The organism is Rathayibacter sp. AC182 (genome assembly GCF_979253875.1).
Genome location: NZ_CEEDEK010000004.1, coordinates 242,979 through 257,354 on the forward strand (window position 1 = coordinate 242,979; position 14,376 = coordinate 257,354).

The following is a 14,376-nucleotide window of genomic DNA, read 5'->3' on the forward strand; positions in this document are numbered from 1 at the left end:
CGCGCACGTGCTCGACCAGCGGGTGCAGCCCCTCGGGCCACACCTCGTCGTCGACGCTCCAGTCGCCCAGGCCCGCGGAGTCGTCCCGGCGGCCGGAGAACCAGCCGTCGTCGAGGACGAAGCGCTCGACCTCCGATGGAGGCCGCCGTGTCGGCCAGCCGGGTCAGCGTGGGCAGGTCGTGCCGGAAGTAGACGGCCTCCCACGTGTTCAGGTGCACGGGACGCGGAGTGCGCGGGTGCGACGGGCGGGCGCGGAGCGAGGAGTGCATCCGGCGCGAGAGGCCGTCCAGGCCCTCGTCGCTCCAGACGAAGTGCGCGGCAGGGGCGGTGAAGCGATCGCCGGGGGCCAGTGCGATCTCGCCCGCCCGCAGCAGCTCCCCCGCGCCCAGGGCGCCCCGACCCTCGGGCAGCCGGTCGACGCGGTGCACGGAGTCGCTGCTCCAGGCCAGGTGCACGCCCCAGACCTCACCGGTGCGGTCGCCGAAGCCGGCGGTGCCCGCGATCGCGAAGGTGGGCGCGTCGTGCCCGGTGCGGCCGCGCCGCGACTCCCGCACGATGCTGCCGTGCGCGACCGGGCGGCGCTGCGGCGAGCGCTCGCGGGTCCAGCGGCCGGCGAGGTCGAGGAATTCGACGGCCCGGGCGTCCAGCGGCAGGGTCGCCCCGAGTATCGACGGCTCGACGACGCGCTCGCCGCGGTTCGTCAGCGCGTGCTCGACGACCAGCACTCCGGCGGCGTCGAAGCGGAGGGAGGAGGACAGCGAGAGCTCGTCGGCGACGGCCTCGAGGCGGCAGGCAGTGCTCGTCGCTCCGAGCGAGACGACGCGCCACGACGGCAGCAGCGGCTCTCCGGCGATGTGGCCGGCGAGACCGGGGCGGCCCTGCCAGCCGTCCTGCTCCCCTGGGAGGATCGTCTGGGGCCACGGGGCGTCGAGCGCGCTCGAGGAGACCTGGCGGATCGACGCCTCGTCGAGCGCGGCGAGCGCCTCGGCGTCGACGGGACCGGGATCGCGGCCCCAGTGCAGGACCTCGGGGAGACCCTCCGCGCGCACGGCGACGATCAGCGCCGTGCCCGCCGAGCGGAGCATCCGGACGTCGGCGCTCATGCCGCACCGCCCTCGGCGATGACGCGCACGCCGCCGGCGGGGATCACGACGGAGCCGTCGACGAACCCGCCCGTGACCAGATCGCGCCCGGTCGCCGCGACCACCGCCTCGTCGGCCGAGTGGTTGAGCAGGAACAGGAAGCGGCCGGCGGGCCCTCCCGCCGCACCGCCTCCACACCTCGCGGCGCCTCGAGCACCGAGGCGGTCAGGGCGGGGTCGAGCAGGTCGAGCAGACCGCCGATCCCGTCGTCGTCGAGCATCGCCGAGACGTACCAGGCCTCGCCCGCGCCGTGGCGGCGGCGGGTGACGGCGGGCAGGCCGTCGAGGACACCGCCGCGGTAGGAGGCGACGACCTCCGCGTCGAGGATCTGCAGCCGCTCGGTCCACTCCGCACCGCGCCAGCCGGTGTCCAGGGCGAACGACTCCTCCTGCAGCGGGCCGAACTCCGGCGCCCGCGCCCAGCAGCGCCGAGAAGGCACCGGGAGCCAGGCCCGTCCGCACGCGGTTCGCGGGATCGACGATCCCGGAGAGCGGAGTCACGATGACGGTGCCGCCCTGCTCGGCGAACGCGGTCAGAGCCGCGACCGTCTCCTCCGACACGAGGAACAGCGCGGGCACCACCACGAGGATAGCCCGAGAGGTCGCGCCACGGGGGGACGACGTCGACCAGCACGGTGCGGTCGAAGAGCACCCGGTGCCAGGCCCGCGCCTGCTCGGCCCAGCGGAGCCGGTTGTGCGGCTTGAGGCCCGAGGAGAACGCCCAGCCCGCCTCGTCGTCGTGCAGGAGCGCCACGCGGGCGGGCTCGACCCGGGCGCCCAGGACCGGCTCCAGGCGCTGCAGCAGCGCTCCGAGCTCGACGACCTCGCGCCAGACCTTCGTGCCGGTGCCCGCGTGCGGCAGCATCGCCGAGTGGAACTGCTCGGCTCCCGCCGTCGACGCGCGCCACTGGAAGAACATCGCCCCGTCGGAGCCGCGCGCCACGTGCGCGAGGCTGCTGCGGAGGATCTCGCCGGGGTCCTTGGCGCGGTTCCGCGGCTGCCAGCTCGCGGCACCGGTCGAGTGCTCGAGCAGGAGCCAGGGAGCGCGGTCCTCGGTCAGCCCCCGCATCCGGTCGGCCGAGAAGGCGAGGTCCTGCTCGCGGCGGGGATCGGCTCCCGTCGTGTAGTGGTCGTTGACGGCGATGTCGCAGTGCGGCGCCCAGCGCGCGTAGTCGACCACGTCGGGCCCCTGGCCGACCATGAAGTTCGTGGTGATCGGAGTCTCGACGCCCGCCGCGCGCAGCACCTCCTTCTCGGCGAGGTAGGGCGAGCAGCTCGTCCGACGAGAAGCGGTCGAAGTCGAGCTGCAGTCCCGGGTTGTGCATCGCCCGCGATCCCCGCGGCGGGAGGATCTGCTCGAAATCGGAGTAGCGGTGACCCCAGAACGCGGTTCCCCAGCTCGCGTTCAGGGCGTCGAGGGTCTCGTAGCGCTCGCGGAGCCAGCGGCGGAAGGCCGCGGCGGACTCGTCGCACCAGCAGTGCCGGTTGCCGCCGCCGAGCTCGTTCGAGACGTGCCAGAGCGCGACCGCGGGGTGCCGCCCGTAGCGCTCGGCGAGAGCGCCGGCGATCCGGAGCGCGTGGGTGCGGAAGACGGCGGAGCTCGGGCACCAGCCCAGACGGCCGCCGGGGTGCACGGGGACGAGGTCGGCGTCGACCGGCAGGATCTCCGGATGCGCGGCGAGCAGCCAGCTCGGCGGGGCCGCGGTGGGGGTGGCGAGATCGATCGCGATGCCCGCCTCGTGCAGGAGCCCGACGATCTCGTCCAGCCACTCCCCAGTCGAAGACGCCCTCGGCCGTCTCGACGAGCCCCCACGAGAAGACGCCGAGCGTCACCATCGTGACGCCCGCCTCCTGCATCAGCGCCACGTCCTCCCGCCACACCTCCCGGGGCCACTGCTCGGGGTTGTAGTCGCCGCCGAAGGCGAACCGGGAGAGGACGGAGGCGCGGGGGGCCCAGGGATCGACGCTGGTCACCCTGCGAGCATCCCGTCGGCCGAGGGGCTTTGTCAAGCGATGGAACAAAGGGGCGGAAGAGGCGGCTTCAGGCGGAGGGGATCTCGATACGCCGGCTGCGCGGGCTACTCGATCAGTAGAGGGGGCCTGAGCGCAGGCTGAGGGATCAGCAGGAGGGAGCCCGCACTTCAGGCCAGCAGGGTCCGGATGGCCAGCGCGGCGCCCGCGCGGGCCCACTCCGAGAAGTCCCAGGTGCGCACGTCGAGCTCGACCGGCACGGCCTCGCGCTCGAGGCGCTCGGCGATCCCCGAGCGGATCGACGCCTCGGCGAACGCGACCACCGCGATGCCGTCTCCGCTGACCACGACCTTCTCGGGGTCGACGAGGTTGGCGACCTCCGCGATGATCACCCCGAGGGCGCGTCCGGCCCGCTCGAAGGCGCGCAGCGCCTCCGGATCGCCGTCGCGCGCCGCTTCGACGACCTCCTCGTACGAGGCGCCGGGACGACCGGAGGCCGCGACGACCGCGTCGTTGACGAGCATCGTCGACGCGCAGCCGCGGTGGCCGTGCGCGCAGAGGTCGCCGCGGGGATCGACGATCGTGTGGCTGACCTGGCCGGGTCGGCTGTGCCCGCCCTCCACCAGGCGCCCGTTCACGACGAGCCCGCAGCCGATGCCGGTGCCGACGGTGACGAGCGCCATCGATCTCCTCGAGCCCGGCGCCGGCGCCGAACCAGTGCTCGGCGGCGGTCAGCGCCTGCACGTCGTTCTCGACGGAGCACGCGAGTCCCGTCGCCTCCCGGACGAGGCGCGCGAGGTCGACGTGATGCCAGTCGAGGAACGCCGAGTGCTCGACGACCCGCGCCGCCGGGGTCCTGCCGCACCCGCCCGGCGATCGCGATGCCGATGGAGGTCAGCCCGACGCCCTCGCCGGCGAGCTCGAGGGCCGCCTCGGCGATCTGCCGCACGACCTCCGCCACGTCGCTGCTTCTCAGCGAGTGCTCGGTCGACGCCGTCACCTCGGCGCCGAGATCGGTGACGACCGCGTAGAGCGCGTCGCCGGTGAGCTTGATCCCGAGGAAGCGGCGGGCGGAGCTGCGCACCCGCAGCATCCCGGAGGGGCGGCCGGTCGCCGCCATCAGCCGCGTCTCGCCCTCCGCGAGCAGCCCCGCCTCGACGAGGGTGCGCGAGATGCGCGTCAGGGACGCCCGCGAGAGTCCGAGCCGCCGGGCGATCTCGGCGCGCGGCAGCGATCCGTGGATGAGCACCTCGAGCAGGGTCGCCCGCGTCGCGGACGGCATCTCCTCGATCCGGAACGCCTCGGGCGGCGCGAGGGGTGCGACCGGGACGGGAGCGGTCACCGGCGAAGAGGTCACGACGCCGAATGTAGTCCGTCGGAGGGGCTCACGCGGCCCCCACGGCCACCGGGCGGCTGCCCGCGTGCTCCCACTCGCCGGTGAAGTGGTTGAAGCAGACGGAGTTGTCGATCCGCGAGCGGTCCGGCGCGTCCTCCGAGCCCACGACCTTGCCGACCCGCTCGGGGTCGGGGGCGGCGAGCGCGAGCAGCCGCGTGTAGTCGTGCTTCGGGTTCAGGATCACGTCGTCCGCCGGACCCCGCTCGACGATCCGGCCGCGGTAGAGCACGAGGATCTCGTCCGAGAAGTGCCGCGCGGTCGCCAGGTCGTGGGTGATGTAGAGGACAGCGAGGCGGTCCTCCCGCTGCAGCCGGCCGAGCAGGTTGAGCACTCCCAGGCGGATCGACACGTCGAGCATCGAGACCGGCTCGTCGGCGATGACGACCTGCGCGCCCGGGGCGAGCGCCCGGGCGATGGCGACGCGCTGCCGCTGCCCGCCCGAGAGCTCGTGCGGGCGGCGGGGTGCGAACTCCTCCGCCGGCTCGAGGTTCACCCGACGGAAGCATCTCGAGCACCCGCTCGTGGGTCTCGACCGCGGTCCGCGTGCGGTGGTGGATCCGCAGCGGCCGGGCGATGTGGTGCTCGAGCGAGTGGAACGGGTTGAGCGAGGCGAAGGGGTCCTGGAACACCATCTGCACGTGCCGCCGGTAGACCGAGCCCTGCACCGGCGTGCGGTCGTCGAGGGTGACGTCGACGGATCCGGACGCGGTCTTCCGAGCCGCGCGAGGATCCGCGCGATCGTCGACTTCCCCGATCCGGACTCGCCCACCAGGGCGACGGTGCGCCCGGGGACGAGGTCGAACGAGACGTGGTCCACCGCGCGGAACGCCTCGCGGCGCAGTCCCTTGCGGATGCTGAAGTCCTTCACCAGATCGGTGACGCTGACGCTGGTCACGCGATGTCCTCCTCGAGAACGGCGTCGGGATTCGCTCCCGATCGGATGAAGGCCCCGCGCGTGCCGGAGAGGCTCGGGAACGAGCCCAGCAGCTTGCGGGTGTACGGGTGCTCGGGCGCGCGGTAGATCTGCTCCGCCGTCGCGAGCTCGACGATCTCGCCGCGCAGCATCACGGCGATGCGGTCGCTGATCTCGAGCAGCAGCGGCAGGTCGTGGGTGATGAAGATCACGGCGAAGCCCAGCTCGTCGCGCAGCCGCACGATCTCGCGGAGGATGTCGCGCTGCACGACCACGTCCAGCGCGGTCGTCGGCTCGTCCATGATCATCACCTGCGGCTCGAGGATCATCGCCATCGCGATCATCACCCGCTGCCGCATGCCGCCCGAGAGCTCGTGCGGGTAGGAGGTGAGCCGCACCGGATCCACGCCCACGCGGCGCAGGACGTCGGCCGCCCGCTCCTTCCGCTCCTTCCGCGACAGCCCCGGCCGGTGCGCGACCAGGACGTCGTCGAGCTGCGCCCGCACCGAGGTGACCGGGTTGAGCGCGTTCATCGCCCCCTGGAACACCATCGACAGCTTCGACCAGCGGAAGGCCCGCATCCCGTCGTCGCCCAGTTCGAGCAGATCGGTGGAGGTGCCGTCGCGGTCGTGGAACACCACCCGGCCCGAGGCGATGCGCGCCGGCGGCTTGTGCAGCCGGTTGACCGCGTAGGCGAGGGTCGTCTTGCCGCAGCCGGACTCTCCGGCGAGGCCCAGGATCTCGCCCTCGCCCAGGCGGAAGGTGGCGCCGCGGACCGCCGTGACGGGCGACTCCACCTCGTAGACGACACCGAGGTCCTCGACCTCGAGCACGGTGCGGGTCATGCGGCGCTCCTTCGCGCGGTGCGGGCTCCCGAGCGCTCGGCCTTCGCCGCCGCGCGAGCGCGACGGGCGTGCAGGCGGACGTTCTTCAGCCGCGGGTTGATGATCTCGTCGATCGAGAAGTTGACCAGCGAGAGGCCCATGCCGAACAGCGCGATGATCAGGCCGGGAGGGCCGAACCACCACCAGGCTCCGAGCGGCAGGGCGAAGCCGTTCTGCGCGTAGAAGAGCATCGTGCCCAGCGTCGACGAGTTGGACGCTCCGAGGCCGAGGAAGGACAGGCCCGCCTCGCCGAGGATCGCCGCGATCACCGCGAAGACGAACTGCGACGCGAGCACCGGCAGCAGGTTCGGCAGGATCTCGACCGCGATCACGCGCCAGGCGCGCTCCCCCGCGACCTTCGACGCCGAGACGTAGTCGCGACTGCGGATCGAGAGGGTCTGCGCGCGCAGGACCCGCGCGGATCCGGCCCAGCTCGTGATGGCCAGCACGACGCCGATGGTCCAGAGACCGCGCTGCTCCTGCGGCACGAAACCCGAGATGACGATCACGAGCGGCAGGCCGGGGATCACCAGGAACACGTTCGAGAAGAGCGAGAACGCCTCGTCGACGATGCCGCCGAGGTACGCGCCGAGGATCCCGAAGAAGGCCGAGAGCGCCGTCGCGAGGATCCCCACGATCAGGCCGATCTCGAGCGAGCCGCGGGTGGCGAACGCGAGCTGGGCGAGCACGTCCTGCCCGGTCTGCGTCGTGCCGAGCCAGTGCTCGGCCGACGGCCCGGTCAGGCCGATGTCGCGGATGGTCGTCGGGTCGCCCACGAGGAGCGGACCGACCAGGCCGAACAGGGCGACGCCGAGGACCAGCGCGAGCCCCGCGATCAGCCACGGGGTCGGCGTCGGCAGCATCATCCGCCAGGCCGGCCGCGGGGGCCGTCCCTTGGCGGCGTCGACGGTCGCGAGCTGCTCGGTCGCGTCGACGACGACGGTGTCGGAGGAGGCGGCGAGGTTCGTCATCGGCGTCAGCTCCGCGCTCGGGTCCGGGGATCGATGATCCCGTAGAAGAGGTCGACGACGAGGTTCGCGCCGAGCACGGCCAAGCGTGATGAAGAGGAAGATCCCCTGCATCAGCGCGTAGTCGTTGTTGGTGACCGCCGAGAGCAGCTTCGATCCGATGCCCGGGTACGAGAACACCTGCTCGGTGACGATGGACCCCGAGACCACGAAGCCCAGCGAGATCGCGAAGCCGGCCACCGAGGGCAGCACCGCGTTGCGGGCGGCGTAGGAGCGGAGGATCTTCCCCTGCGGGAGGCCCTTCGCCTGAGCGGTGAGGATGTAGTCCTCGGACAGCGTCGAGACCATCATGTTGCGCATCCCCAGCAGCCAGCCGCCGAGGGAGGCGATCACGATCGTCGCCGCCGGCAGCAGCCCGTACTGGATCGCCGAGAGCAGGAACTCGCCGTTCCAGCCCGGGTTCAGCACCACGTCGTACCCGCCCTGCGAGGGGAAGAGCCGGAGCGTCGTGGCGAACACGTAGACCAGGATCAGCGCGAGCCAGAAGTACGGCACCGCGGCCAGCAGCGTGGTGGCCGGTACGAGCGAGTCGAGCCAGGTGCCGGGCTTCCAGTCGACGATCGCGCCGAGGGCGACGCCGATCACCGTCGCGATGACCGTCGCCACCCCCACGAGCACGATCGTCCAGGGCAGCGAGGTCGCGATGACTTCGCTGACGGGGCGGGGAAGTACGAGACCGAGACTCCGAGGTCGCCGCGGAACACGTTGACCAGGTAGCTCCAGTACTGCGCGATCAGCGGCTGGGAGGTGTCGCCTCCGAGCAGCAGCTCGTACGCCTGGCGCGTCTCGGCGCTGACGATCCCGCCGCGCTGCTGCAGCTTGGCCAGCAGGATGTCGACCGGGTTGCCGGGCAGCAGGCGCGGGATGACGAAGTTGATCGTCAGCGCCGCCCACAGCGCGATCAGGTAGAACCCGAGTTTGCGCAGGTAGTAGTTCACGCGCGGCTCACTCGCCGGTCGGGGTCAGGTTCTTGAAGATCTCGGCGTTGTCCGGCGAGGCCCAGATCGCCGGGAAGGCGTAGAGGTCGTCCTCGGTGGGCCAGCCGTCGAACTTGGCGGCGTTGTACTCGGAGGTGGTGCCGCCGGTCATGACCGGGATGTAGGGCATGTCCGCGACGATCTTCGCCTGGATGATGTCGAACTGTGCCTGGCGGGCGGCGGTGTCGTCCGGGCTGGTGGCGGTGAGCGCCTCGACGGCGGCGTCGACCTCGGGGTCGCTGTAGCGGGCCACGTTGATCGGGGCGGCCTCGCCGACGGGAGCGGTGTTCGCCGTGGTGAAGAAGTTGTTGTAGAGGTAGTACGGGTCGGAGGCGGGGCCCTGGCCGAGCGAGTCGATCGCCAGCTGGTAGTTCCCCTTGCTCTTCTTGTCCGTCCACTCGTTCCAGGAGGACTGCGACGCGGTGACCGCGATGCCGGCCTCGCCGAGCTGCTGCGCCATCGTGTCGATCGCGGTGATGTAGTCGGTCCAGCCGGTGACGACCTCGATCGTGAGCTTCAGGGGCACGCCGTCCTTGGCGTAGATCCCGTCGGCGCCCTTGGCGTAGCCGGCCTCTTCGAGGAGGGCGGAGGCGCGGTCCAGGTCGGGGGCGCTCGGAGCGACGGGCTCGGCGACGGCGGTCGAGATCGACTCCTTCTGCGCCTCCGTCAGCACGAACGTCGGCGAGACCTCGCTGGCGGTGTTCTGGAAGGCGAGCGCGTTGATCTGGTCGCGGTTGAGCGCGTAGTAGATCGCCTGGCGGACGGCCGGGTCGGTCTGCGGTCCGACGCAGCCGAGGTCGACGTTCGCGCAGCCGAGCAGGGCGACCTGGTTCTGCGGGATCGTGATGGCCTCGTAGCCGGGGTAGTTCTTCGCGACGTTCTCGATGTCCGGCACCGGGCCGGTCTGCCAGTCGATGGTCCCGGCGGCGAGGGCGTCGACTCCGGCGGTGTTGCCCGAGAGCGAGAGGAAGCGGATCGCCTTCACGGCGGGCGCGCCGTCCCAGTAGTCCTCGTTCACGCCGAGGGTGAAGGCCTGCGCCTTGAAGTCGGCGAGGAGGTAGGGGCCGGTGCCGACGGGCTCGGCGACCACGTCGGTCACCGGGTCGACGTCGGCCCAGAGGTGCTCGGGGACGATCGGGGTGCGGCCGAGGACCGTGGGGCCGGTGACGAAGGCCGGGTGGTCCCAGGTGATGCTCACGTGGGTGTCGTCGGTCGCGGTGACGACTCCGTCGAAGCCGCCGGTGTTCAGCGAGGGGTTGTCGACCAGCATCTGGAAGGTGAAGGCGACGTCCTCGGCGGTGAACGCCTCTCCGTCGCTCCAGGTCACGTCGTCGCGCAGCGTCACGTCGAGCTGCGTGCCCTCGGCGTTCCAGGTGTACTCGGTGCCCAGCAGCGGGACGTAGGGGTCGGAGTTGATGTTCGTGACGAAGAACAGCGACTCGTAGATGGTGCCCAGCCCGCCGATCTTCGAGGGCGAGTACGGGTTGAAGTTGATCTGGTAGTCGCCGGCCTGACCGGTGTAGGCGACGAGGGTGTCGGCCGACGAGGTGCCGGAGGAGCTCGCTCCTCCGGTGCAGCCGGAGAGCAGGAGGGCGGACGCCGCGGTGGCGGCGGCAGCGGCGAGGACGCGCAGGCGTCGGCCTTCTCGAACGCGAAGGAACATCGTTGATCCTTTCCTGGCGTCGACGGCGCAGGGTCGTCGACGGTGACGGAGCTGTGTGCGGCGAGCGCCGCCCGAGCATTGTTACATGACTGAACTAAGTGGTCAACAGTCGGCGGTGGACTCTCGTGAGAGCGCTCTTCCCGCTCCGCGGAGAGCGGCGCCGAGGCCGGAGCGGACGCCGTCAGCGCGCCGCGCGCGCCGTCGTGCCGCGCAGGACCAGGCGCGGGCGCTCGGGAGCGCGCTGCGGCAGCGGCTCCCCGCGATCACCGCGAGGAGGGCCTGCGCGGTCAGGACGCCCAGCCCGCGGACGTCGCGGCTCATCGCCGAGAGCGGCGGATCGGCGAGGCGGCAGAGCTCGGAGTCGTCCCACGCCAGGAGCGAGAGCCGCGTCGGCACGTCCACCCCGAGCGCGCGGGCGGCCGCGAGGCCTCCGAGCGCCGCCAGGTCGTTGTCGTAGAGGATCGCGGTCGGTCGCGCCTCGTCGGCGAGGAGCATCCGGGTGGCGGCCTCCCCCGACCGCGCGGAGTAGTCGCTCTCGATCGAGCGCCCCGACAGTCCCGCCCGGGCGAGCCCCCGGTCGAAGGCCTCGCTCCGCTCGCGCGTGTGCCCGAGGCGGACGGGACCCGAGACGCGGCTGATCCTGCGGTGCCCGAGCGCGGCGAGCGCCGCCATCGCCTCCAGGACCGGGGTCGCGTTGTCGACCGGGATCGACGGGACGGCGGCGCCTCCGGGGTCCCGCCCAGGGCGAGGGCGGGCAGCCCCAGCACGTGCGCGCTCCGGCCGCGGGTCGTCCTCCACCAGGTCGCCGAGCACGGCGCCGGCGACCCGGGGATCCGCCGCCCACCGCGAGAGCGCGGCGAGCTCCTCCGCCTGGTCGGCGGCGACCTGCAGCAGCACCCCACCGCCGCCCGGGACCAGCACGTCCTCCATCCCGGCGATCAGCTCGGCGAAGAACGGATCTCCCCCGTGCTCGCGGGGAGGGCGGCGGACGACGATCCCGACGACCGCCGCCCCCGGCCCGCTCAGGCCGGCACCCCGGCGCGCAGCCCGTTGGCGTGGCGCAGCACCAGCGGGTCGAGGAACGCGTCCGGATCGACGCCGGAGGCGGCTCCGGAGACGGTGAACCGCGCGGACTCTCCCGCGAGCAGGGTGACGAGCGCCTCATCGACCCCTCGCCCCCGGTCGACGCGGTCGACGAGCAGGGTGACGTCGCGCGCCAGCGAGCGCGCCGTCACGGTGACGACGACGTCCGCGCCCGAGCAGCTCCGCCATGGCCTCCAGCGGCGACGGGTCGAGGGCCTGGTCGACGACCTCGGCCGGGTGGAGCAGCGCGCGGGTCCAGCCCTCCGGCTCCACGCTCACGATCTCGCCGGCCGGGTCGCCGAACGCCGTGATCGAGGCGGGCAGCGGAGTCGTCGCCTCACCCCGCGCGGGCACCGCCGCCTCCCAGCGCTCCTCGGCCAGCACCGTGCCGTCCAGCTGCAGGCGCCGGGCGACGACGGAGCCGCTCCACGCCTCGTCCGTGTCGTTCAGCAGCACCGGCGGCCGGCCCGCCGTCGCGGGGCTGGATCGTCGCGAGCCGCGGCGCGTACGCCGCCCGCAGCGCGTACCAGAGGGGCTTCCGGTGCTCGTGGAAGTCGACGGCGGCCCACGAGACCACCGGCCAGTCGTCGTTCAGCTGCCACACCACGATCCCGGTGTTCAGCGGCGAGAGCGAGCGGAAGTGCTCGATCCCGAAGCGCAGCGCCGCCGCCTGGTTCAACTGGGTCGCCCAGTGCCAGTCCTCGATCGACTCCGGCGAGGGCAGGTGCCCGGCGAGTCCGCGCTCGAGCTTGAGGTTGCCCTCGTGCGCCTTCTGGTGCACGAGCATCTGCTCGCCGTACGGCTCCAGCGGCTCGTCGTGCACGACGCTCGTGAGCGTCGACCACGCGGGGCGGCCCCCTGGAAGCCGAACTCGGAGACGAAGCGCGGTCGCCAGTCGGCGTAGCCCGTGTAGTCGCGCGTGTTCCAGACGTCCCAGATGTGCACGGTGCCGTTGGCCGGGTCGTTGGGGTGGAGGTAGTCGTCGAACGAGTAGGGGCTGCCCGGCGAGTAGAAGCGCGTCGGGTCCAGCTCCGCGACGATGCCCGGGAGCAGGGTGCGGTAGTAGGCGTTGCCCCAGGTGGCGCCCGCGAGACGGGTGCGCCAGCCCCAGTCGGTGTAGCCGACGATGTTCTCGTTGTTGCCGTTCCAGATCACGAGCGAGGGGTGGGCGCTCAGGCGGGTGACCGCCTCGCGCGCCTCGGGCTCCACCTCGACGGCGAGCCACTCCTCCTCGGCGTAGGCCGCGCAGGCGAAGAGGAAGTCCTGCCACACCAGCACGCCCTGCTCGTCGCAGACGTCGTAGAAGTCGTGCGACTCGTAGATCCCGCCGCCCCAGACGCGCAGCAGGTTCATGTTCGCCTCGGTGGCGTCGGCGATGCGGCGCGCGTACCGGTCACGGTCGACCTCGGTGAGGAAGGCGTGGTCCGGGATCCAGTTCGCCCCGCGGATCTGCACCGTGCGTCCGTTGATCTCGACGCGGTAGGGCGAGCCGTCCTCGTCCGGCGTCGTGTCCACGCGCACCGTGCGGAAGCCCACGCGGCCGGTCCAGACCGAGTCGTCGCCCGCGGCGACCGCGACGTCGTAGAGGGGCTGCTCGCCGTAGCCGCGCGGCCACCACAGCTCGGCCCCGGGGACGCGCACCTCGAGCACTGCCTCGACCGCGCCCGCCTCGGCGCGGATCGCCGCCTCCGCTCCGCCGATCGCGACCGACACCTCGGCCGACGCGGAGCCGGCCCACTCGAGTTCGACGTGCGCGCGCAGCACGCCGTCGGTCCCGTCGACGTCGACGACCGGACGCACGGCGGCGATGCGGACGCCCGACCAGCTCCGAGGCCGATCGGCCGCCAGATGCCGCTCGTGGCGACGTCGATGCCCCAGTCCCAGCCGAAGTTGCTCGCGGTCTTCCGCAGCGCGTTGTAGGGGTGGTGGTTCACGTGCGGCCTCGGGCCGTGCGCGAGCGAGCGCCGCTCCGCCTCGGTCACGGGAGCCGCGAACTCGATCGAGAGCACGTTCTCCCCCTCGACCAGGGCCTCCCGCGCACCGAAGCGGTAGGAGCGGTGCTGGTTCTCGGTGCGGCCGAGTTCGGTGCCGTTCAGGCGCACGGTCGCGACCGTGTCCAGGGCCTCGGCGACCAGGTCGTGGCGCTCGGAGGCCGTCGTCGGTCCACTCGAAGCGGGTCTCGTACACCCAGGCGGTGCGGCCGATCCAGGCCAGGCGCGCTTCGTTCCCGCCGTCGAAGGGGTCGGGGATCAGGCCTGCGGCGAGGAGGTCGGTGTGCACCGAGCCGGGCACCGTCGCCGCCACCTCCGGTCGGCCGCTCGGGCGCCTCAGGGCCCTCCAGCGCTCGCAGCGTCCAGTTCTGGTGCAGGGGGATGACGGTCATGGCTTCCTCGCCTCGGTTGTCGCGTCCGGTGTCGGATACTTTCTTAGACGATTGAACAAAGTACCGTCAAGGGACGGAGAGACGGACGGAGGGCCCGATGACGACGACGCGCGCACCGCGCACCTCGGGTACGAGCAGGGGATCCTGCTCGACCTCGTCCGTGCCCGCGGCCCGATCAGCCGCATCGAGCTGGCGCAGGTCACCGGCCTCACGCAGGCCACGGTCTCGATCCTGGTGCGGCAACTGCTCGAGACGGACTCGTCGCCGATGCAGGCCGCTCGCAGTCCACCGGGGGCAAGCCGCGCGAGCCTCGCCCTCGTGCCGTCGGCGCGCTTCGCCGTGGGCCTCCAGCTCGAGGCCGACTCGACCACGGCGATCGTGGCGGATCTCGCCGGATCCGTCGTCGGGCGGCTCCGCACCCGCGGCGTCCTCGACGAGGGCCCGGAGTCGTTCGTGCGCGGCTTCGCCCAGCGGATCGACTTCCTGATCGAGGTGCTGGGCGTCGAGCGCGACCGCGTGGTCGGCGTGGGCGTCGTCACTCCCGGCGGCGTCGACCGCTCCGGCGAGCGCGTCCTCGGCCTCGCCGCCCGGGGCGCGGAGTGGGCGGCGGCCGGGCTGCGCTCGCTGCTCGAGCAGGCCTGCTCGCTGCCCGTGCTGCTCGACGACGGCGCGTCGGCCGCGGCCGTCGGCGAGTTCTGGGCCGGCACCTTCCCGGCGGCGGGCGCGCACTGCACGCTCTACCTCGCGGGCGGGATCCGCGCCGGACTCGTCCTCGACGGCGCCCTGCACCGCGGCTCGGAGCAGGTGCCGGTCGACTCGACCGCTTCGGACCGCGCGGATCCGCCCCTCTCACCGACCGCGTCGGACTCCCCGGCATCGCCGCGGGTGCGCGCGCGGCCGGCCTCCCCGGCCTCTCGGGCGACGCGTTCGCCGACGC

At 72.7% G+C, this 14,376-nt stretch carries 12 protein-coding genes and 7 pseudogenes; 1 reads left to right on the forward strand and 18 read right to left on the reverse strand.

Annotation, left to right across the window (positions count from 1 at the left end; genetic code table 11):
- Positions 1-19 precede the first annotated feature (19 nt).
- From AC0CII_RS09475 to AC0CII_RS09560, 18 genes and pseudogenes are all read right to left on the reverse strand, one after another.
- Positions 20-70 (reverse strand): annotated as a pseudogene (locus AC0CII_RS09475) (hypothetical protein); the annotation flags it as partial.
- A gap of 121 nt (positions 71-191) precedes the next feature.
- Positions 192-1,103, reverse strand: a pseudogene (locus tag AC0CII_RS09480) (glycoside hydrolase family 36 N-terminal domain-containing protein); the annotation flags it as partial.
- The gene (locus AC0CII_RS09485) at positions 1,100-1,207 is read right to left on the reverse strand and encodes a hypothetical protein (RefSeq protein WP_465229229.1); all 108 of its coding nucleotides are present in this window, start codon (positions 1,205-1,207) and stop codon (positions 1,100-1,102) included. The pseudogene AC0CII_RS09480 and the gene AC0CII_RS09485, both read right to left, overlap by 4 nt.
- 179 nt (positions 1,208-1,386) lie before the next feature.
- Positions 1,387-1,581 (reverse strand): annotated as a pseudogene (locus AC0CII_RS09490) (hypothetical protein); the annotation flags it as partial.
- 34 nt (positions 1,582-1,615) lie between these two features.
- Positions 1,616-2,907, reverse strand: a pseudogene (locus AC0CII_RS09495) (beta-galactosidase); the annotation flags it as partial.
- A gap of 375 nt (positions 2,908-3,282) precedes the next feature.
- Positions 3,283-3,795 carry an ROK family protein gene (locus AC0CII_RS09500; protein WP_465229230.1) on the reverse strand — a complete coding sequence of 171 codons (513 nt, stop codon included), beginning with the start codon at positions 3,793-3,795 and terminating at the stop codon, positions 3,283-3,285.
- Positions 3,747-4,454: a MarR family transcriptional regulator gene (locus tag AC0CII_RS09505; protein WP_465229231.1), complete on the reverse strand. Its 708-nt coding sequence runs from the start codon at positions 4,452-4,454 to the stop codon at positions 3,747-3,749. Before AC0CII_RS09505 ends, AC0CII_RS09500 begins: the two co-directional genes overlap by 49 nt.
- A 43-nt stretch (positions 4,455-4,497) precedes the next feature.
- Positions 4,498-5,403, reverse strand: a complete 906-nt coding sequence (locus AC0CII_RS09510; RefSeq protein WP_465229232.1) for an ATP-binding cassette domain-containing protein — start codon at positions 5,401-5,403, stop codon at positions 4,498-4,500.
- Complete coding sequence (locus AC0CII_RS09515; protein WP_207403220.1) at positions 5,400-6,266, reverse strand: ABC transporter ATP-binding protein; 867 nt, start codon at positions 6,264-6,266, stop codon at positions 5,400-5,402. The genes AC0CII_RS09510 and AC0CII_RS09515 overlap by 4 nt, the downstream gene beginning before the upstream one ends.
- Positions 6,263-7,276, reverse strand: coding sequence for an ABC transporter permease (locus AC0CII_RS09520; protein WP_465229233.1), 1,014 nt, complete (start codon positions 7,274-7,276; stop codon positions 6,263-6,265). Before AC0CII_RS09520 ends, AC0CII_RS09515 begins: the two co-directional genes overlap by 4 nt.
- Before the next feature lie 5 nt (positions 7,277-7,281).
- Positions 7,282-8,271: pseudogene (locus AC0CII_RS09525) on the reverse strand (ABC transporter permease).
- 7 nt (positions 8,272-8,278) lie between these two features.
- Positions 8,279-9,973, reverse strand: a complete 1,695-nt coding sequence (locus AC0CII_RS09530; RefSeq protein ID WP_465229234.1) for an ABC transporter substrate-binding protein — start codon at positions 9,971-9,973, stop codon at positions 8,279-8,281.
- 102 nt (positions 9,974-10,075) lie between these two features.
- Positions 10,076-10,999 carry a substrate-binding domain-containing protein gene (locus tag AC0CII_RS09535; protein ID WP_465229295.1) on the reverse strand — a complete coding sequence of 308 codons (924 nt, stop codon included), beginning with the start codon at positions 10,997-10,999 and terminating at the stop codon, positions 10,076-10,078.
- Positions 10,996-11,208, reverse strand: a complete 213-nt coding sequence (locus AC0CII_RS09540; RefSeq protein WP_465229235.1) for a hypothetical protein — start codon at positions 11,206-11,208, stop codon at positions 10,996-10,998. Before AC0CII_RS09540 ends, AC0CII_RS09535 begins: the two co-directional genes overlap by 4 nt.
- Positions 11,135-11,512, reverse strand: a complete 378-nt coding sequence (locus AC0CII_RS09545; protein ID WP_465229236.1) for a hypothetical protein — start codon at positions 11,510-11,512, stop codon at positions 11,135-11,137. Before AC0CII_RS09545 ends, AC0CII_RS09540 begins: the two co-directional genes overlap by 74 nt.
- Complete coding sequence (locus AC0CII_RS09550; protein WP_465229237.1) at positions 11,394-11,843, reverse strand: hypothetical protein; 450 nt, start codon at positions 11,841-11,843, stop codon at positions 11,394-11,396. Before AC0CII_RS09550 ends, AC0CII_RS09545 begins: the two co-directional genes overlap by 119 nt.
- The gene (locus tag AC0CII_RS09555; RefSeq protein WP_465229238.1) at positions 11,732-12,856 is read right to left on the reverse strand and encodes a glycoside hydrolase family 2 protein; all 1,125 of its coding nucleotides are present in this window, start codon (positions 12,854-12,856) and stop codon (positions 11,732-11,734) included. The genes AC0CII_RS09550 and AC0CII_RS09555 overlap by 112 nt, the downstream gene beginning before the upstream one ends.
- A gap of 101 nt (positions 12,857-12,957) precedes the next feature.
- Positions 12,958-13,360, reverse strand: a pseudogene (locus AC0CII_RS09560) (glycosyl hydrolase 2 galactose-binding domain-containing protein); the annotation flags it as partial.
- A 346-nt stretch (positions 13,361-13,706) separates the two neighbouring features.
- On the opposite strand from AC0CII_RS09560, the pseudogene AC0CII_RS09565 reads away from it, so the two are divergent.
- Positions 13,707-14,180: pseudogene (locus AC0CII_RS09565) on the forward strand (ROK family protein); the annotation flags it as partial.
- Between the last annotated feature and the right edge of the window lie 196 nt (positions 14,181-14,376).

Bases quoted from the DNA above. Each gene is read 5' to 3' on its own strand.
- AC0CII_RS09500 (WP_465229230.1), bottom strand. From the start codon at position 3,795: ATGGCGCTCGTCACCGTCGGCACCGGCATCGGCTGCGGGCTCGTCGTG.
- AC0CII_RS09515 (WP_207403220.1), bottom strand. From the start codon at position 6,266: ATGACCCGCACCGTGCTCGAGGTCGAGGACCTCGGTGTCGTCTACGAG.
- AC0CII_RS09520 (WP_465229233.1), bottom strand. From the start codon at position 7,276: ATGACGAACCTCGCCGCCTCCTCCGACACCGTCGTCGTCGACGCGACC.
- AC0CII_RS09530 (WP_465229234.1), bottom strand. From the start codon at position 9,973: ATGTTCCTTCGCGTTCGAGAAGGCCGACGCCTGCGCGTCCTCGCCGCT.
- AC0CII_RS09550 (WP_465229237.1), bottom strand. From the start codon at position 11,843: ATGCTCGTGCACCAGAAGGCGCACGAGGGCAACCTCAAGCTCGAGCGC.